Below are 21,019 nucleotides of genomic sequence, written 5' to 3' on the forward strand. Positions count from 1 at the left end.
AGGGTGACGACGGACAGCGTCCCCTCCTCCAGGTACATCTGGTTGAGCGTGGTGATCTCGAGCTCGCCGCGGGCCGAGGGCCTGACCTCATGAGCCTTGGCGGCCACGTCGCCCGGGTAGAAGTACAGGCCGGTGACGGCGTAGGAGCTCTTGGGCTCGGCGGGCTTCTCCTCGATGGAGACGGCCCTCCCCTCGCCGTCGAACTCCACGACGCCGAAGCGCTCGGGGTCGTCCACGTGGTAGCCGAAGACCGTGGCCCTGCCCGACTCGGCGTTCTGGACGGCGCGCGTCAGGTGGCGGCTGAGGCCGTTGCCGTAGAAGATGTTGTCGCCGAGCACCAGCGCGCACGGCTCGCCGGCGATGAAGTCCTCGCCGATGGTGAAGGCCTGCGCCAGGCCGTCCGGGCTCGGCTGCTCGGCGTAGGACAGGTTCACGCCGTAGCGCGAGCCGTCCCCGAGCAGGCGCTCGAAGTTGGGCAGGTCGGTCGGCGTGGAGATGACCAGGATGTCCCGGATGCCCGCCAGCATGAGGGTGGACAGCGGGTAGTAGATCATGGGCTTGTCGTAGACCGGCAGCAGCTGCTTGGAGGTCACGAGCGTGAGCGGGTACAGGCGCGTGCCGGACCCGCCGGCGAGGATGATGCCTTTCATATAATCCGTCCTCTGCAATCTAAAATAGTTAGAAATCGAGCAGTTAGTAAGAGTTTGATATTCTTTAAGTTAAACCTTCTCAATATTAACGAAAGAAGCAATTGATGAACAACCGCAAGGACACAACCCGTAGAGACGACATAACGAACGTGAGGGCCCTTGCAATATTCCTTGTAGTCCTAGGCCACAGCATTATTCTGTATTCAAGTGCGTGGGGATATTATCCAACTGAACAAAAATCAATTCTGTTGGATAATCTCAAATTCTTAATAAACGGAATCCAGATGCCCTTGTTCTTTTCGTTATCTGGCTTTTGTTTTTTATGGAGCTGGAATCGATCAAGCGATATTATAAATCAGCTCATTAAAAAAGCTCAACGCTTAATTATCCCCTATATCATGATTGGAATATGTTGGCTCTTCCCCATCAGGATGCTCGTTAAGTATCCCTACTACAATGGCCTATCTATACCGCACATCATCTTTAAATCAATTCTGTTGGGCGAAGACAACGGTCACCTTTGGTTTCTCCCGACCCTTTTTTTCATTACAGCAGCCACGTCGTGCATCTTTCAAATACTCGATAAGAGCCCTCTAGCATGTTTTAAGGTTCCGATAGTTTTCGGCGCTTCAATTTATCTTTACCATTTTGGAATACCGTCATCGAACAGATATATCAATTTGGCAGAAGCAAATGCGATATGGTTTGCGCTTGGCCTAACAATCCACTACTTGGAAGCAAACAAATGGTTCGAGAGTTGTAAAAAGCGTAAAAGCCTATCAATAGTCCTAATACTAGTATTCCTTGTAAACTTACTAAAACAAGTGGTGCCCCCCATTGCTTCCACCGCCCTTACTTGCATGGCGGTTGCATCAATTTATTGCGTCATCCCCCAAAAGGCAAACCTACTAACCGAAAAGATTAGCAAAAACAGTATGGGAATATATCTTTTTCATTCTCCACTGGTTTACATTTCTTTTACCTACTGGCCCAACATAGCCCCAATGGCGATGGCAGCAATTAACCTGATTGGATTTGGATCAGTCGCCTATATGTTGACGAATCTAATTCGAGCCACAAGTATGGGTTGGATAATCGGGGAAACGCCAAAGGCATCACACGATAAGAAACAGGGAAAGCAATAGCCAAGGAATACAGCTAATTAAACTGTTTCTTCCATTTATCGATGCTCGTCCAGGGAAGATTAATCTCAGTTTTAACGGGATGGTTTACCCAATCAGCTAATTTATGGAGATAGCCGTCCTCGCGTTCAAGAACGGGAAGTCCCGTATCTTCACCGATCTGGCGGGCTCGATTATCAATTGCAATAATTAGAGAGCGATGTCCTCCATTTAAGCAGCGGATGCCCGCATGGAGACGCGTCCCCACATAATCAAACTCCTCGGTTTCAATTACACGATTAAGGTCTTCGATATTGGGGCCAATAACATTAAATTGCGTCAGATCGACTATTTGATCAAGACACCAATCAACATCATGGCTTCCTTGAATCCAGATCGTTACCTTTTCGTATTCCAAGGACAGCAATTCCAACATCTTACGGTCACGTTCCGCATCGAAACAATAATCGGTAATTGGCGTAACAACGTTTTTAGAACGCTTAGAGGAAATCTCGAGTTGCTTAGATGGGGTTAACGACCACATGGTCGGACATGCGGTATTAAGAACATTCTCTATGCCAATAGAGTTAAGCCTCTTCTTAGTCATTTCATCTCGAACACTATGAAGATATTCATCGGATAGCAAGGTTTTATAGAACTTCTTTGTATAGGCGTCGATAGCATCGTCCACCCCAATATCAGACATGCCCACGCCGAACAAAACAACATTTCTATTATTGCCCAACCGCTTGGCAAGCGCCCATTGCTGCTGATCAGCCATATGCGTATACAGAATATTGGTGCCACACAACAGCTTTACGTATTCAGGATACATTTCAAGCTCTTTGGAATAATAGTGCGTTGCCACATGGGGCAACGCACCGCCAAAGATTTGATCCGCGATACAGCCACAGGCATCCATAATCACATGGTCACCAGAGTTCTCGCTTCCCATAGCCGTATCCAAAAGGAGATAGCGTTCTTGCGTAACACCATCGGATTTTTCATCGTGCCTGTGCGATGTCGCAGAGGCTTTAAGTAGCTGGGTCCATTGGTTAAAGCGCGCCATTAGCTTCTCCGAAATAAACGTTTGAGTAGAGCAACGTGACCGCCTTCGACACCCGTCGAAGCAGAAGGCTGACACGGTTCACAATAATCATCAGATAGGTTAAAAACGGCAGACACGCTGCATGCGCCACTTTCAACCGAACGAACAACGGGATGAGCGTTGCGAGAAGGCGAAAGACAGACAAGTTGGCTTAGCTCGGCGACACAAAGCGGATTCTTGCCGTCTTCCGCAAAAGAGTATATATGAATGCGAAGATAGGCCTCTTCATCATCATTTAAAAACAGCGGAACATGACCCGCAAAATGACCGTCCCTAGACTCAAGACTAATCCAGCGAATATCAGACTGATCGTCGGCACGCCAAACAGCCGCGCGAACATCCACGGGCATCAAAGCCGACTTAAAACGCACAGTCAAATCAACAGAAGAAGCTTGGATGAGCGTTTGAGACATGGCAGACGATCGCAATCGAGCATCAGCAAGATGATCGCTGAGCAAGAAGACCTTACTTTGTTCTTCAGTTTTTAGCGCATCCCCGAAGGCGGACTTCCCGCTAGCCAAGGATGACTCTTCATTCAGATAGCGCGTAAAGGCCTCGAAGAACATTTCATTTTCACGCTCAATCGACGTGCAGCTAAATCGATTAGGCGAATCGTATTTTGAGCCTGAAAGAGCCTCAAGAATAGAAGAAGCAATGCCACAAGCAGAGGGCTCGGCGAGGTGGATGGTGCCCTCCGGAAAGTCGAGTAGGTTATTCTCACGGTATATTTCAATTACCGAGAGCTTCGATGCAAGCATTTCGAAAGGCAGGCGAGAGGGATTAGTCACGCTCAACGATACGCCGGCAACACACTTGGCATAAAGCGAGGCGCATTCATCAGCGGTCAAGATACCGAGGCTGTGTACACGTGGATGACGAATGGGAGGCATTGCGTCTTCGCCGTATAAATATACGACAACTGAATCGTCGAGCTTGAGAAGCAATTTAATTGCATCAAGCAACATGCCAGACAAACGTCGATCCTTATTGGATTGATAAATAGCACAGACGGCATACTCTCTGCTTAGATTTTGTTCCTGCGAAGTATATATATATCGCTAACGCCAAAATCACAATATGGGACTTCATGCGAATAATAGGGTTCAACTTTTTTAGAAAGCCATCTGCCTATCGTTATGGGGTTTAGTTCATAACGATAACTTGCTTCGGCATTTAGATACATCTCCCCCATCGGATAGAACCAAGGTTCAAAATCCTGAATGAAGTAGAACTTATGGGCGCACTTCTGCATAGATGCAAAGTGCGCCGTATTCCAAGCGGTGGCGATTACTGCAAAAAAATCCTCGGGCACACTCGGAGCCACAAGAACCTCTTTAGGCGAATAACCAAACCAATCCTTTATTTCGGTCTGAACTCTATGAGCACTTTTGTATGCTTCACAGCCCGGCATAATGTAAAAGTAGTTCTCATATCCGCGAGAATCTAGAAAGGAAGCCTTGCTGCAGATGGTTCGAAAGCCGCCAGAACCCTTTGCCGGCGGAGATATTATCCAGGCAATTTGTTTCATTTAAAGCACTCAAATCGCTTCGTAGTCAAAAGGATCGAACTTATATAACGCTGCGCGCTTGGGATCTCGAGAAAAGTTAACGGAGAACCATGGATCTCCCTCAGAGAAACGCTCTGACCAGTTATGCAACAATCGTGCCTTATCCTCAAAATGCTTATGAGAGCGAGATTTACTATCAAGGGATTTGTCAACACATGCCATATGGTAGAGACATGCCTCTGGTGTATAGATCACTTTTAACCCAGCTTGAGAAGACTTGAAGCAAATATCAACATCCGAATAGTCAAGAAGATACGACTCATCAAAACCACCCAGACGATTAAAATGTTCGCGTGAAATAGCTAAACAGACACCACTCACCGCCGATACATCCCTTACGGTCAATGGCATATAGATATAGCCAGGAGAAGAGCGATGAATGCCTTGCGACAGGTTAACGATTGATTCTCCAACATAAGACAGGCCTGCCTGCTGCACAATGCCGTCAAGATCGCACGTCATTGTTCCAACGACGCCAACATCCTCTCGTTGGGAAAAACCAACGAGAGTCTTTAGCCACGAGGAGTCTAGTGCCTGAATATCGTCATGAACAAAAACGAGTTGCTCACCATGCGCGGCGAGAGCACCGGCATTTCTCCATGCAGATATATTAAACGGGCCATCAAGCGCGTGAACGATATGGCAACAACGAAGTCCAGAGATCGATTGCTGAACAGCAGCTTCCGCAACCCGCGAGCACACGAAAACAACTTCAAGATCATCAAAATCGGTGTCATTGATTGAAGATACAAGAGCCGAAAGAACCGAAGAATTGCCGCGGGTGGTAACGATTAATGAACAGGACTCAGATGAAGAAACATCATAAATAGGGCTATATCTAAAAGCACGATTATGAGAGTTGACCACAGTCGCCTTAATACCGCATCTATCAAGGTGTTCCTGAACCGCTTTTATTCCAGCAAGGGTTGCATAGGGCTTACTATCGGAATTACCCGCAGTCGAATTCTCGCTTATTCTCCAGTGATACAAGATTTTAGGAACGTGATGGATCGTCCCACCAAGTTCGGCAATCTTCAGCACCATGGCATGGTCTTGGGCGCCATCCAACTCGCTGCTGGAAAGGTCAATCCTGTCTAAACATGCCCTTTTAACAGTAAGAAGGTGGCATATATAATTGTTGTCACGAGCCATATCAAGACTAAAATCCGGCTTAAAAGTAGGATGAGCCAAGGACCCGTCAGGCAATAGCTTATCTTCATCACAATAAAGAAGATTGATTTCAGCATTTTGATTTAAAGCACAGGCGTACTCAAACAAGATATCCGGTTCGAGAACATCATCATGATCGAAAAAGCAGAGGTAGTCTCCCTTGGCCATCTTGATTCCGACATTGGTGTTCTCAGTGATACCTAGATTGCCCTCAAGATTAGTCACTTTAATTCTAGAGTCTGCAGTCACATACTCGGAGACCAAGTCGCTAAGGCCCTCGTAATCTGGCGTAGAGTTAACCAGGATGAGTTCCCAATTCGAATACGTCTGAGCAATGACAGAATCAGCCATATCCCTGAAGAAATTCAAGGGAGTCTTATATAGCGGAACGATGATTGAAAACAAGGGCTGGTATGCAAGTTTTATTTGTGCTTGTGCCCGCGAATCGGATCCAGTCAATCTGCGCCCAGAAAACCAGGACAAATAACGGGGTTGATCGAATGCGCACGCATGATTCCGATCAGCCTCATCCAAAAGCTCCTTAAGCATATCTTTCTTTAGATTGATAAACGTATCTAGATGACCAGAAGCCCTGTGCATGCAAATGCACAGGCTATCCCCGACCTCAGGAATATGAAGAGAGAAATTTATTAAACCAGGATTCGCATCGGCTATTAAGTTATTAGATAACAAAGATTCCCCAACAACGCAGGCTTCTTCATTAAAAGCGACAATACGATCACCCTCAAGGCAATCAGTGCCCGAAAGAACACCTCTAACGATTACGCCATCAACGCAGGGAATAAAGCCCTCAATTTGGATAGAAGCGAGCGCATGCACACCAGAACGGTCAATATTGCGAAATTGTCCACAATGCTCCGCGTGCAGCAAGCCGTTAACTTTCGACTCAATCGAAAACTTGCCAGGATTGATACGGCGCTGGTAAATTAAATTATCTCCGCTAAAGAAAGACAGCGATTGGTCGACACCAAAATCGGCAAGAATAACAACAAATTCAGTCTCTGAAAAAGGGATGATTCTTGCGGGCAGAATTTGCCCATTAGGTGATTGCGACTCAACAGCATCAGGAAAAACGGATGCGGCTTCATACAGTAGATATAGCTTGCCGTCGCCACGGCAATTTAGCTTATTGTTAAATTCGGTATTAAAAACTATGCCCATATCAGCAACACTTTCCAACAACTAAAACAAACTCGCAAATCGTAGCCAAAGTAAACGGGAATACGAGGCATATCAATATGAATCGTTTGCTGTCCCCAAAGACCAAGCGACTTTGGTTAAGGATAAACGATAGGCACGGAACCAGAAGTGGCAAAAGGTAACGACTCTGGCAACCATTAACTGTTCCCAATCCAACGGGAGTAAAAGACACATAAAGTGCAGTTGCCACCAAAATCACCGTAAACAAAAACACAAATGAGGCCCAAAGAAATTGTGCGAGACCAATATGATTAACGCTAATCGAATCGGCCGAAAAAAGCCCAAACAACAATAGGCAAACAGCTGGAAGCACCTGAACCAACCCACGGATTGCATTTACAGAAATCTGAGCAGCAAGCGATCCAAGGTATGCAAAGTTCAATGCATATCCAGAAGAGGTTATCGGATTTAAATAATAAGTTGAAAAAAAATTGGCGAGTATTTCCGCGTAGCGCAATGGATCGGCGAGAATGAAAGCGATTTGCTGACCAGAGTTAACATCGGAGCCGCCTCGCATATCGCCAACGTTAGATCCGCTGGCCGTTGAAAACAAGAACGGAAGCGCAAATGAGGCAAAAGCAATCAAGCCCAAAACAAACACGGCGGCATAGTAATGAACTCGTTGCTTCGAGCCCGCAAAACGATTACGCGGAACCATAAAGAAAAGACCAATTATCGGAAAATACACAGCTTTGACTGCGAGTCCTAAAAAGGTAAATAAAAATGCGAGTGCTATATTGCGAACTGTAAATTCATTTAAATCACCCCATGCATACCTCAAAAAATAAGCAAAACCGAGAATGATAAACGAAATGAGCCATGCATCATATGAGAAACATGACGCAAGAAAGATCGAAGTTGGCAGCATTCCCACAAAAGCAAATAGTCCCTTTTTTGAGGGCGTAACCTTGATTGCAATGGCAATTGCAAGACAGTAACTAAATAAATTACAAATCCGAGCGAATTGAATCATAGAAGAAAAATCGAAATGCAGAAGGCGAGCGAGCCAAAGGCCAATTGCCGATGGAATATATCCAATGCTGCTAAGCGTATAAACGAATTCTTCATGCTTGTTAACTTGCACATGACCAGAAGCGATATCAGATCTATAGGAGACATTCAACTGCCTAGCATGCTCAAGAATTTCCGCTCGATCAAAATGGGAAAGAGAAGGCTCTTCATAGCCCTGTGCACGACGGACCACTTCGTCAGTAAAGTTGATATCCGTATCAGTTTTTTGAGTTTCAAATAAATAAGATGTCGAAAGGGCATTGGAATAGTGAATTTGATCATCCCATGAAATACCCGTCGTTATCGGAGTGCTCACCACAAGGAAAACACCAATTGAGAATGCAGCGATAAAGAAAGCAACGGGAAGGACAGAGCTTCTCTTTCGAATGCCCGAGCAAGCCGTGAAAACCGAAGTTATGATTACCAGCAGGAAATAAACAACAGCATTAATGAACCCGTTCACGAATGCAATCGTTGAGCAGCCAAAAACAATAAAGAATGCGATAATCAGCAGGGAAACGTAGTCGGTAGCCTTGACCCTCGCCGAAACAGAATGGAACAACGCTTTCAGAGAAAAGCCGCTTTGGAATAAATAGAGTATTGCGCAATAGAAAATCAGAAAAAAGAATATGAGCCGCTTTTTATTCCAGTCAGCAATATTCGAGAAATGAGAAGCCGGCGAGCCAAGAACGGTGCAGCCCTCCCAGATGACCGCCACAGCAAATGCCGCAAGCAACAGGACTAATAATTGAGCGCAGCGACCAGAACAGTTGCCACGCTTTTTTTCATCATCTGAGGAAAGGAAGATACAATATGATTGCCAAATGGCAACATCTACAACGACGCAATAGAGCGCTAAAACGAACAGCTGTGAGACAGAGTGGTTCACATAAAAGTGCTTCATGCACAGAAGCTCGACAATAAAGAGAAGAGCAACGAAGACGGCTTTCATTATTTGCTTTTGGTTTACGCATCGAGACAACACGGGGCTAATTCACCTTTATCCAAATCAAGCTGCAAGGGCCCTCGAAGAATCGTTCCCAGTCATCCGGATGACAAGTATGGGCACCAAGCACTGTTCACAACTGTTAAAAGAAATATAAGTAGAGACATTCCCATCCAGATGATTTATACGCCAAAGCGAAACGCATAGCCTACTTTTCCTTCTCCCTACTTAACGCAACAGCCTGAACAAGCGAGTTCAAACGCTCTTCCTGTCGAGAGAGGCGAAGAGAATTGCAGAAATCACGGACCACAAGAACGGCAATAACGTAAAGGAACACGAAGTTAGAAGCCGACATGAAACCAAATAGACTTGAAAGCCACATTGCAACTTGTGGAAAAACGCCCAAAATTACAAAACTGACGCTGAATAGCAGCCAAAACAGAGAATCCAAAACTTGCATTTGGGATTTTTTTAATTTGCGCAATACGAACACGAATACCAAAACAGCGCAAACGAGAAGCAAAATACGAAGAGAGACCGGCAAATGGATCACCTAAACCACTGAACGACAAGGAGCGTAACGAAAACACGAACCATATACTGCATAGACCTAACAGGGTTAAGATAGCTCACGCCGCCTTGACGCTCGCGCATCTTAACCTGTACCTCTGAAATAGAATACCCTTGCTTCAAAAAGAGAGCGAGAGATTCTGGTTCCGGATTTAAGGTATTGTCGTAATAGTATTTCGTAAGAATATCCCGCCCAAATAGCCTAAATCCAGAAGTGGGGTCACTGATCCTCTTGCCTGTCAGAATCTTTATTAGCACCGTAATCATACGCGAGCCGATCATGCGAAGCGTCTTGTCTTTGCGCACGCTTACAAACCTAGAGCCAATGACAATATCTGATCCATCAGATTGAGCCCTATCAACAAGAACCTTTATATATTCCGGACAATGCTGGCCGTCAGCATCAAACTGAACCATATAGTCATATCCATGATCAACCGCATAACGCGCAGCCGTCTGAAACCCAACGGTCAAACCACAGTTAATGGGCATATCAATGATGTCACAACCAAGATCCTTGCAGATGGCCAACGTTCGATCTCGAGACCCATCATTGATAACAACAAAATCAAACTCAGGTGCAATTTTCCTGAGCTCGCATATCGTCTTTTCTATGCATTCCTCCTCATTATAAGCAGGAATAGCGATAAGAGTTTTGGGTGTCATATACACATAAACCGATCTCTAGTTTTTCTCATTATTATAGCGAGAGATATACAAATGGTTAAATAGACACAACGAATGGTGCACCCTTGATTATCAACTTAATCAGAACACTTCCCACATTCATCCGTACATGGACGGATGAATGTGGGAACCCGTTACCCTGAGAGCCGAACCGGTTGGCCCCGGGGACTCGAAGGACGGCATGTCCGGAAAGAAGAAAAAGGGTTCCGAGAAGGCGACCCCGAGTGTCTACGGCAGGCTCACCAGGCACGAAAGGGACACGGTCCAGAAGATGCTGGAGCTGGACGCCCGCGCGCCTCCAGGGCGATGCTCGGCGGCGATGCGGAGGCGCTGCTAGACGCCTACAGCCTGGAGGACGTGCCCATCGGAAGACTCGACCTGACGCCGAGCCTCATTGAGAGGGCACGCGCAGAGAGGCGCGACGCCCCGCTGGCCTAGCCCAAAGGCAAAACGGAATAGGCGGACCGACCGTCCGGCTGAGTCTGGAAAGAGGTGCCAGACTGAGGGCGGAGAATGGCCCGCGGACCTATCGAACACATATCCACCGTTCCTTCAACTGGGGAAACGGCGCCCCCGGGGTCCATGGGGGCCGCGGGGGCGTTCGGCTAGCCGCGGGTACGGACTATCTGCGCAGTGTGTTCGGCTGAGATCGGAAATCAACCACGAATGGTGCACACGGCATCGAGAACCCCGCAACAAACCTCGCCCTAGATTTCAAAGCTAGCAATCTTCCGAGTGTCGAACGGCATGGTTACGCCATGCCTCTCTAAGCGTAGGTGCACAACTACGAGGTTTTCTCAAAAGTTTTAATTGTAACCACACGCGCCATATTAATGACATTCATTAAATACGACTTAGAGCAAAATGGGATTTGAAGCAATTGGGAAATACCTTTTGCTCGATTACCAGAATGAATATTTCTCAACCCATTATTAAATAATGCATTTGCCTTTAGATAGTTCTCAGCTCGTCGCCGATCGAACCGCTCGGCGACGATTGTATCAATCTTATCGACATCCAGTGATCGACCCTCTTTGAAAGCTGAACGTAAACACTGAGAAACAACGAACTGTTTATACAAATTGCTACGCGAAATGCTATTAACAGTCATTCTGTATCGAATGAGCGGCTCTGGAACATTTCCAATAGTGAACCCTTCCAGCTCGGCACGCAACAGTAAGTCATAATCTTCTGCTAGCGGAACAGACCGATACCCCATTTCAAATACAGACCTTCTTCCAAACCAACTCGGATGAGGCACGCAATTTCTAATCATAAGAGAACGCCTAACGCCTTCACTCGAACTTGGAATTGAATCAACGAGATATAATTGACTACCGTCTTCGTCAATGGCGTTCAAATAAGAACCCACTAGGTCAAGCTCATGTTCTTCAAGATACGACAACTGCCGTTCAATGCGCTGCGCCTCAGAAATGTCATCTGAGTCCATTCGGCAGATATACTGACCGCGTGAGACCTTGAACGCCCTTTCCAAAGATGCAGCAAGACCAAGATTGCGTTCATTTCTCACGAGGCAAATCCTGCTGTCATGAGAGCTATAGTTTTGAGCAATATCGTAAAGTGTGTTGTCATCCGGATTATCAAAAACAACAACCACCTCGATTCGATGATAGGTCTGCTTTAAAATAGACGCTAGTGCCTCAGTAAAATCTTTGGCGCTCTCCCTATAACAAGGCATGAGCACTGAAACCAACTGTGAATCTGTCAACTAAAACCTCCAACACCGCTGCGGGAGCAAACGCTAATGAAAACTACCGATAGTTTAATAGTCCTTCATGTGGCATATATTACAAGTGATTTCGCTTCTGGCGTGTCTACAGTGGTGCCTCAATACCTAAATGAGCAGTCAGAAATAAAGGACATGAATATAGCTCTATTAAATCTTACAAACTACAGACCTAAAGAAGCGAAATATCCCGTCTTCTATCAGTCATGCATAGAAAAACTTCCTGAACCGTTTTGCAATCCGTCACTCGTAATATTTCATGAGATATATAGGCCGGATCACATTAAACTAAGCCATTGGCTCAGAAGACGTGCGATCCCATACATCATCACACCACATGGGTCTCTAACATATGTGGCGCAAGAACAGCATCATTTAGCTAAACAATTGCTTAATGTTTTCTTCTATAACGCCTTTATTCGCAATGCTGATTGTATCCATTTTCTATCGGAAAAAGAGGCGATAAGTTCAAACGGCTTTAAACATAGGAAAGCAAGCATTATTCCAAATGGTGTTAGCATCCCAAAAGCCAAAGCCTCAAACTTAGACAGCCGCATCGCGCTTTTTATTGGCCGCCTAGATATAGAGGTCAAAGGTCTTGATCTACTGATCAAAAGTCTGCCGCTAATTGCTGATGAGCTAAGAGGGCTCGGAGCTAAAATCTACATCTACGGTCCAGACGAAGATGGGTCTATGGCCAAACTGGAACTACTTATTGCCGACAATCAAGTATCCGATATTGTTTTATTAAATGGTCCAGTTAATGGTCAATCTAAAGCGGACGCTTTTCTCCAATCGCAGTTTTATATCCAACTTTCACGCACTGAAGGTTTCCCGACGTCTGTTTTGGAAGCACTAGCATATGGCCTCCCAATTATTGTTACCGAGGGAACCACATGGAAAGAAACAGCGAACAATAAAGGAATTGGAATCGGTGTAGAATCTGATCTCGAAGCCATTTCTAACGCAATTCTCACCCTGTTCAATGACGATGAACTTCGTTGTAAACTTGCAAATGCAGCTAGAAAGTATGCAATTGAACACTTTCAATGGAAGGCCATTGCCAAGCGTCAATTTATTTTATACAGGGACATTGTAAACGGGCTTTTTAACTAACCATCTTGTTCTTCCAATACGGAAAGGGACTCAATGCTGTTTTCAATTATTATCCCTGCATATAATGCGGCATCCAGTTTGCCGGAAACGCTATCATCCATCTACCAACAAACATATGACGGCTATGAAATTATTCTCATCAATGATGGATCAGCAGACGCTACTGAAAGTGTCTGCAAAGTGTTTTGTGAATCTCACAACAATACTCATTACGTTAGACAAAATAATATGGGCGTATATGAGGCCAGGCGAAAAGGCGCGGAGATAAGCGCCGGAGATTACCTGGTCTTTGTTGATGCGGATGATTCTTTGCGCTTCGATACCCTATCTATTCTTGCTCGCGAAATCGATAAGTGCAATCCAGACATAATCTGTTTCAGCTATACAAGAAACCCAGACTATTCAAACGATCCGTTTATCAATCCCGCCCTTCCGTCTGGCATCTATGAAGGTGACGATCTCGCCGAAGTCAGAAAATGTTTGGCACGAGGGAAACTCAATTCAATTTGGGGAAAGGCAATCAAAAGAAACTGTCTGATTGACGATTTAAGCAATAGCGATACAAAGAGAATCGATTTTGCAGAAGATTTTCTGCAAATGATATCCATAGTCGATTCAGCCAGATCGGTTTTACAAATAAGTGATGCGCTGTATTATTACAATTGTCAAAACGGACAAAGTGCAACACACAGCTATAAGGAAAAACAGCTTTCAGATTTAACCTTCGTCACCTCAAGCCTAGTGAAAATCGCTGCTCGTTGGGGAAAAGAAACAGAAAGGCTGGCATGGAAAACAAGAACGGAACAGTATCTTTATCTCCTATCGATCAACGAGCTCAGTGACAATAATGAGACCAAAAAACGTAACTTTGTTTCAATTTCAGAGGCCTTATTTAATCCCTCAATTAAAGCTGATGTCCCTTGCAGCACCTACAGACCTGACAGCTATTTACTGTTCCTTGCGGCAAAGAATAAGCACTATTTGTTATCTCGAGTAGTAATACGCTGTTGTGAACAGCTAAAACTATTGATACTGAAAATCTTGAGCTAATCGCCCTGTTGTCATCGCTCATTTTTCCTGGCACCTAGTAGTAAAACCAACCGACTTAGCCTTCGATAATCAAATGTCAGGCAAGCCGGTTGGTCATAAAAGTAATGAAAGTACATTAGGCTATTCTGCTTAATAAGCGTCGCAGATTATCGCTTGATAAATGCAGATATGCTCGTCTTTTCGGATTCGTTTAGCCCAAACATCAAAACCAAGAAGAAATAGATAAAGAAATAAATTATTGCTGACACCAAAACCACCACAAGGCCAGATAAAAGGCTTTTAATTAGGTTATAGAGCAGCAGCAAAGCCCCCGTACCGACAATAACCAAGACGGAAAGTTTGGCAATTTCAAGCCAAAATCTCTTTATGTTCAACCCAAGCTTTTCAGAATAATACCAATTCATACAGAAACCGTTACCTATAACCATAGCGATGGCTGTTGAAACTGCTGCGCCCACTATGCCCATAAGCTTGAGCAATATAATCGTCACGACCACGTTGACAAGCGCAATCGCAAGATACATATACCCCCTATACAGGTAAACATTCGCAACCTGCATTATGGTAAGTCCCAGGTTCTGAATTAAGTCAATGGTAAATGGAACCATTACGATCAAGGCGATATAGAAAGCGTCTATATAGTCCTTACCAGCCCAAATAATGATGAAATCTTTCCCCAGAACAATAAATAAACTAAGAACAAATCCGCAGACGATAAAGGAAATGCGACCGACTTTAATGAAGAGATCCGAAATTTCAGACATATCCTTATTCTGGCAATACAGTTCTGAAACTCGGGGAAGAAAAACTGAAGAGGCTGCCGTACCGATTGTCATATAAATCGTGTAGATTTGAGATCCAACAGAATATACCGCAACGGCGGCAGCACCAAAATAATAGCCGACAATTAATTGATCGGTTTTCCAGAAAATCTGGTCAGCAATCGTCACCAATACAATCGCGCCGCTAAAAAAAAGCAATCCTTTAGCCAGTTTCATGTCCCAGCCATGATATCTGAAACTAATATGCAGATTATATTTAGCAAACAAACGCTGGCTCACCGCGCACAACACATTTGTAACAAGCACAACTAAACATACGGCTAATGCATTCTTAAAAATTGTCGTAAGTCCATACACAATGAAAGGCTGAGCTATTAGGGCGGCCAATTGCGAGCCCTTCAAAAAAACGAACCTTTCATTAGCAGTTATCGCCGCAACGCTAATAGTGTTGTTCATGATAACAATTGTGTTGATCCCTAATACAACAAGCATTGCGGAACACTCATCAAGCTGTGAGTTTGTAAAACTGGCTGAATATACAAACCGAACAACCACGGCGAGAACGCAACTTATTAGCATCACGAACACAGATAGAACCCAGTACAGACGCCTAGCTATTGCGAGAGTATTCTCCATTAAGTCATTTTTGCCCTCTGCCATATACTTGCAATAAAAACGCCCAACACCGGCAGACAAAATCCCATTAATGGAAACTATATAAGACATGATAGAACCTATCAATTGATAGAGTCCATATTCGTCTTGTCCAATGTTTTGCAACAACATCGGAACATATACAAAGCCGACTAAAGCCTGAGCCAGTATATAACCATATGTAATTATTATGCCAGTAAGTCTTCTGCTTGCGCTACTTATCAGAATCACCGTTCCACAATTAGTTGCTTCAAATACCATTCAGAAATTAAAGCACTATTTAATCAGAACAACCGATTGCCGAACCTCTCCTTTGTTCGCATTGTTAAAGCAGGGTCCGATTAAATTCCCGGGCAGAATTTGATGCCACATTTTATTGTCACGCGGATTATCTCCCCAGAAGAACCCAATATGACAGTCGATTGATCCGTCAGTCTTAAAGAAGATAATATCTCCCTTTTGAGCATAACCACTATTTAGCATATCTTGGACAGTACGGAACTCATACATTTTGCATCCCAAATCTCGAGCATAGCCATACCATCTCCAAGCGTTAATATAGCCGCCACCGCCTGGCCCCCCAGCCCAAGGAGAGTGATTATTATTCTGCGCAATACGATTGACATCGCCACCAACCGCAGCATAAGCATGAGCCACGAAGCCAGTGCAATTCATGCCAGTATAGCCATCCCATCTCGGGGCACCTTTTGGGTAAAGGCAACTATCATAGGAGAAGCCACCGGAATATCTCGTTCCTAAATAATAACCATCAAATTGATGCGACGTAAGCCAAGTGACGAGTCCAATACGACTAACCCCCAAAACCGTTGAGCTGCCAAATGGGCTGTAGTAAATCTGAGTCGACTTCGACTGGAGAGTGCCATCAGGAAGCAAGACATCGCAGTAAAGATCGTAATAACCATCTTGCAATCCAAGTGCAGAGGGATTGAAATAAGCGTCATTCACATTGGAAAATTCTTTTAGAACACCCCATTTACTCCAGTCGGACTTGGCCCAAACAAATTTAAACTGAAATTGCCCAGATTTTTCAGCTGCAAGCGTTCCCAAATCAGCTCGAACTCCCCAAGAATTATTGCCATCAGTCGAAATTGCAGTAATCCTCGAGAAATCCCAACAGCTAATGATTGTTCTTTTTGTTTGGACAACTCCATCTGACCCCGAAACGTCACAGATCAATTCATAGTCTCCGGCGTCTTTTGGAGCCCATTGGAGGTGTGAACTTGTGCCCTGTTGAGCAACGCCCCAGTCAGCCCAATTATTCTTATTCCAGACGAACTTATACTGTAAGTAATTAGTATCACCCGAGCATCTGGCATCGATCTCAGCGCTTTCATTAGGCCTGACAAGCGTTGCAGAAGAACTCAAGGACTCGTAATTCCACTTCTCGGAGCCAATCGAGCATTCAGTCTTCGAGGTCATCGTCTGATCGTTGGCCTCATCAATAACATCAACAAAAACGGTGACAGCGCCAGATTTATCGACTCTCCAGTCAATTGAGGATTTACCTCTGCCGGAGTCAATCACACCCCATTCAGCCCAGTTGTTCCGCATCCAAACATATTTGTATGAAATCTGATTATTCTTTCGGATGGTAATCCGAGGTGTAATTGAAAGCGTATCCCCTACGCACAAATTGGATGAATCAGATTTCAAATCTATTGAAGTGAAGTTAGATAGATTTCTCTCCACCCTGACGGGGAACCTCCAGGTCCTCACGTTGCCGGCCGAATCGACGGCGTCGACCAAGATGTTGACGTCGCCGGCGACCTCCGGCACCCAATCGCAGGAGGCCTCGGACCCGAGCTGGCGGATGGTGCCCCACCTGGACCAGCCGCCCTGCTCCCAGACGAACTTATAGCGGACCGAGCCCGAGTTGCCGGACGCGGTCAGGCCGAGCGAGCAGCGGTCGCCCAGGAGAGGAGACCCGCCATCGGACGCCTTGGCCGAGAGGCCGTCGACAGAGTAGTCCTCTGAGATGCGAACGGGGAGTCTTGACGTCGACGTGAGCCCGCCGACCGTGACGTCGGCATAGAGAGTATAGGAGCCGGAAGACGGGGGCGTCCAGGTACAGGCGGCGGACTCAGATGCTGCCTGGATGACGCCCCACTTGGACCATGAGCCCCGTTCCCAAAGGAATTTAATCTTTGCGCCGGGAGCCGCCGCGGCGGAGATATTGACCTTCATTCCGCCGCTCCACTCGAGCGTATCCCCGCCGCTCACGGAAAGGCGACAGGCATCCACCCTGACGGGGAACCTCCAGGTCCTCACGTTGCCGGCCGAATCGACGGCGTCGACCAAGATGTTGACGTCGCCGGCGACCTCCGGCACCCAATCGCAGGAGGCCTCGGACCCGAGCTGGCGGATGGTGCCCCACCTGGACCAGCCGCCCTGCTCCCAGACGAACTTATAGCGGACCGAGCCCGAGTTGCCGGACGCGGTCAGGCCGAGCGAGCAGCGGTCGCCCAGGAGAGGAGACCCGCCATCGGACGCCTTGGCCGAGAGGCCGTCGACAGAGTAGTCCTCTGAAACCGGCGAAGTTGCACTTAAATCATCGGCCCGTGTTGAATCTTCAATCTGTGATGGAGACAGGCCCGCTTCACTCAAACCAAAGCAAGGAGTTACGGCCAAACAGAAATAAAAGAAGAAAAAAGCGACACGGACAGCCTTACTTCTAAAGAAATGCATATAGAACCTCCCCGATAGTTCACTCCAACATAATATTGCTAGCAAGTAACAATTTAAGGCCAAGATTTACCATACAAGTAAGGTCGACTACAACCAGCGCAGTCGACCTAGAGAATTCATATTGATATTAGCCAATTAAAGAAATAATGCGCGCAATATTCTGACCATATGTGTCACCCGGAACAGCCCAGCGGCCATTTAAATCTTCCAAATATGGCGCAACTCCGAGAAAACCCTTAGACTGAAGGACTTCATATCGAGGATCCACACAAGTGTTATTCAACGCCGCACCAGTAGCATATCCTTTAAGATGCTGGACTTGGGCAAGCAAGCCCTGATATACATCGTCAAATCTAGCGCCTCCCGATTGTTGATTGACGGCGCCCAGTCCGGCGAAATTGCACTGATTCGGCTTTACGGAACCTCCAAATTGCAACCATCCAGTCTCAAGCATAGCCTGAGCAAAAACAACTTCCGGACGAACCCCTTCAGAAACAGCGGCTTCGACAATTAATGAACAAAAATCACGAATAGTAGGTGCTCCCTTTGAAACAAATTCGTCTGAGGGATATGTATGTCCTGTTGATTCATATAAGTTCACCATAGCATCAACTGAAGTCTGCAGACTTCCCATAATTGGAGTACCCTCCACCGTGACCTTGCGGGTCAGGTGCCTCTCGGCGGAGCCGTCGATCACGTCGAGGTAGACTGTGTACTCGCCCGGCTCGGTCGGGGTCCACTCGCAGGAGGAGGAAGCGGAGGGCTGCTGGGCGACGCCCCACTTGGCCCAGCCGCCCTTCTCCCAGACGAACTTGTACTTGAGGCCGGAGGCGTCGCCGGACACCTTGGCCTGCAGCTTGACCGGCTTGCCGCAGAGGGCGGAGCCCGAGACTTCGAGCGACTCGACGGAGTAGCGCTCGCCGACCGTGACCTTGCGGGTCAGGTGCCTCTCGGCGGAGCCGTCGATCACGTCGAGGTAGACGGTGTACTCGCCCGGCTCGGTCGGGGTCCACTCGCAGGAGGAGGAAGCGGAGGGCTGCTGGGCGACGCCCCACTTGGCCCAGCCGCCCTTCTCCCAGACGAACTTGTACTTGAGGCCGGAGGCGTCGCCGGACACCTTGGCCTGCAGCTTGACCGGCTTGCCGCAGAGGGCGGAGCCCGAGACTTCGAGCGACTCGACGGAGTAGCGCTCGCCGACCGTGACCTTGCGGGTCAGGTGCCTCTCGGCGGAGCCGTCGATCACGTCGAGGTAGACGGTGTACTCGCCCGGCTCGGTCGGGGTCCACTCGCAGGAGGAGGAAGCGGAGGGCTGCTGGGCGACGCCCCACTTGGCCCAGCCGCCCTTCTCCCAGACGAACTTGTACTTGAGGCCGGAGGCGTCGCCGGACACCTTGGCCTGCAGCTTGACCGGCTTGCCGCAGAGGGCGGAGCCCGAGACTTCGAGCGACTCGACGGAGTAGCGCTCGCCGACCGTGACCTTGCGGGTCAGGTGCCTCTCGGCGGAGCCGTCGATCACGTCGAGGTAGACGGTGTACTCGCCCGGCTCGGTCGGGGTCCACTCGCAGGAGGAGGAAGCGGAGGGCTGCTGGGCGACGCCCCACTTGGCCCAGCCGCCCTTCTCCCAGACGAACTTGTACTTGAGGCCGGAGGCGTCGCCGGACACCTTGGCCTGCAGCTTGACCGGTTTGCCGCAGCGGGCGTCGCCCGAGACTTCGAGCGACTCAAGAGACCAATTAACAACTTTGTATTTAGAAGTGCTAGTCACATACCCATTGGAGTCAATGACATCAGCATAGATCTCATATTCGCCAGCCTGGGGCAGGGTCCAAGAAATCGATGGCGAAGTTAAGTCTTGACCGATTACACCCCAATTGGAATCACTCCAATCAGACCCAGCCCTATGCCAAACAAACTTATATCTAAGGCCATCAGTCTTGCCGCTAACATTTACACCGATTTTTACCGTTGACCCTGCATGTCCCAGTTCTTCCGAGAAGGAAATTCCATTGACGGAGTAGGGATGCGGGAACTGCGCGATGATTGCGGCAGCGTCAGCCTCGCCAAGACGGCGGCAACCATCGTCCGAGAAATAGTTGACCACATCACCGTAATTCGAGATAAAGCCATGTTCGATAAGAATACCTGGAATTCCCTGCTCGCGAGCGCAGCGGATAACGGCGAACTCGTCGCCTACCTCCATTTGAAATACGCCGCGGTATGTTAGTCCCATAGCAGCAAGGTTGTTCATGACCTTGTTGGCAAGCTCAACAGAGACCTGCGTGTAGTCGGTGCCATTTGCGGTAGGAGCATAAACTTCTGCGCCGTGAGCTCCAGAAGACCCAGAGTTGATGTGAAAGCTAACAAAGGCCTGCGCGCCCTGATCAATGCAGCGCTGTACGCGATAAAGATAATCATTGCTGGGATAGTAGCCAGACTGCTCGCGCGCAAGAACGATCTTAAAGCCGTAAGCTTCAAGTTTATTTTTGCAGGCTGTCATGATCTTCCAGGTAAGGTCGGCTTCACTCTTGCCATTACCCTGAGCGCCAGAATCCACCCCGCCATGTCCGGCGTCAAGTGCAATAACCCCCACATTACGCGCGGAGCGCTCAGCATAGGTGGAAATGCCATCGGGCGAATCGGCGCATTCCAATGCCTGCTGAATCGACTGGGCTTCAACGGCATTGCCATCGCCATCTGCATAGTAAACAGAAGTGCCCTCGGAGCTCACGGAGCCATCAACGACCGTAAACGAATAATCCCTGTCAGAAAGATCCACCTCATGCTCAGAGACATCACCCTGCAAAGCATAGGTTATCGATGTGAGGAAATATGTATTAGATTCCAACTGCGAGCCAAAAATAAAGGCTCTGTTAGACCAAGGTTGACATAAAAACGATGTCACCGCGAGGCGGT

15 protein-coding genes are annotated in these 21,019 nt (G+C 47.3%); 3 read left to right on the plus strand and 12 right to left on the minus strand.

The annotated features are described in order from the left end of the window. On the minus strand, window positions 1-650 hold a 650-nt coding region (rfbA, locus tag DWW51_RS09485), incomplete at its 3' end, for a glucose-1-phosphate thymidylyltransferase RfbA (protein ID WP_117774338.1). A 104-nt stretch (window positions 651-754) separates the two neighbouring features. On the opposite strand from rfbA, the gene DWW51_RS09490 reads away from it, so the two are divergent. Beyond that, the gene (locus tag DWW51_RS09490) at window positions 755-1,795 is read left to right on the plus strand and encodes an acyltransferase (protein ID WP_117774326.1); all 1,041 of its coding nucleotides are present in this window, start codon (window positions 755-757) and stop codon (window positions 1,793-1,795) included. 13 nt (window positions 1,796-1,808) lie between these two features. Here the strand turns inward: DWW51_RS09490 and DWW51_RS09495 are convergent, their stop codons facing one another. From DWW51_RS09495 to DWW51_RS09535, 8 genes are all read right to left on the minus strand, one after another. Then, window positions 1,809-2,840 carry a polysaccharide pyruvyl transferase family protein gene (locus tag DWW51_RS09495; protein WP_117774327.1) on the minus strand — a complete coding sequence of 344 codons (1,032 nt, stop codon included), beginning with the start codon at window positions 2,838-2,840 and terminating at the stop codon, window positions 1,809-1,811. Beyond that, a complete protein-coding gene (locus DWW51_RS09500; RefSeq protein ID WP_117774328.1) occupies window positions 2,840-3,853 on the minus strand; it encodes a hypothetical protein in 1,014 nt (337 codons plus the stop codon). The genes DWW51_RS09495 and DWW51_RS09500 overlap by 1 nt, the downstream gene beginning before the upstream one ends. A 50-nt stretch (window positions 3,854-3,903) precedes the next feature. Beyond that, entirely contained in the window at window positions 3,904-4,407 is a 504-nt protein-coding gene (locus DWW51_RS10205; RefSeq protein WP_147344079.1) for a hypothetical protein, read from the minus strand. A 9-nt stretch (window positions 4,408-4,416) separates the two neighbouring features. Continuing rightward, window positions 4,417-6,798, minus strand: coding sequence for a glycosyltransferase (locus DWW51_RS09510; protein ID WP_117774330.1), 2,382 nt, complete (start codon window positions 6,796-6,798; stop codon window positions 4,417-4,419). 1 nt (window position 6,799) lies between these two features. Then, entirely contained in the window at window positions 6,800-8,800 is a 2,001-nt protein-coding gene (locus tag DWW51_RS09515) for a DUF2142 domain-containing protein (RefSeq protein WP_117774331.1), read from the minus strand. A gap of 202 nt (window positions 8,801-9,002) precedes the next feature. Further along, window positions 9,003-9,338, minus strand: a complete 336-nt coding sequence (locus tag DWW51_RS09520) for a DUF2304 domain-containing protein (protein ID WP_082437865.1) — start codon at window positions 9,336-9,338, stop codon at window positions 9,003-9,005. Window positions 9,339-9,343: 5 nt separating this feature from the next. Continuing rightward, entirely contained in the window at window positions 9,344-10,030 is a 687-nt protein-coding gene (locus tag DWW51_RS09525; RefSeq protein WP_117774332.1) for a glycosyltransferase family 2 protein, read from the minus strand. A gap of 805 nt (window positions 10,031-10,835) precedes the next feature. Next, window positions 10,836-11,780 (minus strand): glycosyltransferase, encoded by a 945-nt coding sequence (locus DWW51_RS09535; protein ID WP_117758313.1) that lies wholly within the window; start codon window positions 11,778-11,780, stop codon window positions 10,836-10,838. Between the two features lie 36 nt (window positions 11,781-11,816). Here DWW51_RS09535 and DWW51_RS09540 point away from each other — a divergent pair, with 36 nt between their 5' ends. Then, a complete protein-coding gene (locus tag DWW51_RS09540; RefSeq protein ID WP_117774333.1) occupies window positions 11,817-12,914 on the plus strand; it encodes a glycosyltransferase in 1,098 nt (365 codons plus the stop codon). Between the two features lie 33 nt (window positions 12,915-12,947). After that, the gene (locus DWW51_RS09545; protein WP_117774334.1) at window positions 12,948-13,964 is read left to right on the plus strand and encodes a glycosyltransferase family 2 protein; all 1,017 of its coding nucleotides are present in this window, start codon (window positions 12,948-12,950) and stop codon (window positions 13,962-13,964) included. Between the two features lie 146 nt (window positions 13,965-14,110). On the opposite strand, the gene DWW51_RS09550 is transcribed toward DWW51_RS09545, so the two are convergent. The 3 genes from DWW51_RS09550 to DWW51_RS09560 form a co-directional block, all read right to left on the minus strand. Then, window positions 14,111-15,661, minus strand: a complete 1,551-nt coding sequence (locus tag DWW51_RS09550) for an oligosaccharide flippase family protein (RefSeq protein WP_117774335.1) — start codon at window positions 15,659-15,661, stop codon at window positions 14,111-14,113. A 15-nt stretch (window positions 15,662-15,676) separates the two neighbouring features. Then, window positions 15,677-18,106 (minus strand): hypothetical protein, encoded by a 2,430-nt coding sequence (locus DWW51_RS09555; RefSeq protein WP_117774336.1) that lies wholly within the window; start codon window positions 18,104-18,106, stop codon window positions 15,677-15,679. A 127-nt stretch (window positions 18,107-18,233) separates the two neighbouring features. Then, on the minus strand, window positions 18,234-20,882 hold the full coding sequence (locus DWW51_RS09560) for an N-acetylmuramoyl-L-alanine amidase (RefSeq protein ID WP_197032246.1): 2,649 nt from the start codon (window positions 20,880-20,882) through the stop codon (window positions 18,234-18,236). Window positions 20,883-21,019: the final 137 nt, after the last annotated feature.

It is taken from the genome of Collinsella sp. AF15-51, assembly GCF_003462845.1.
Taxonomy (GTDB): domain Bacteria; phylum Actinomycetota; class Coriobacteriia; order Coriobacteriales; family Coriobacteriaceae; genus Collinsella.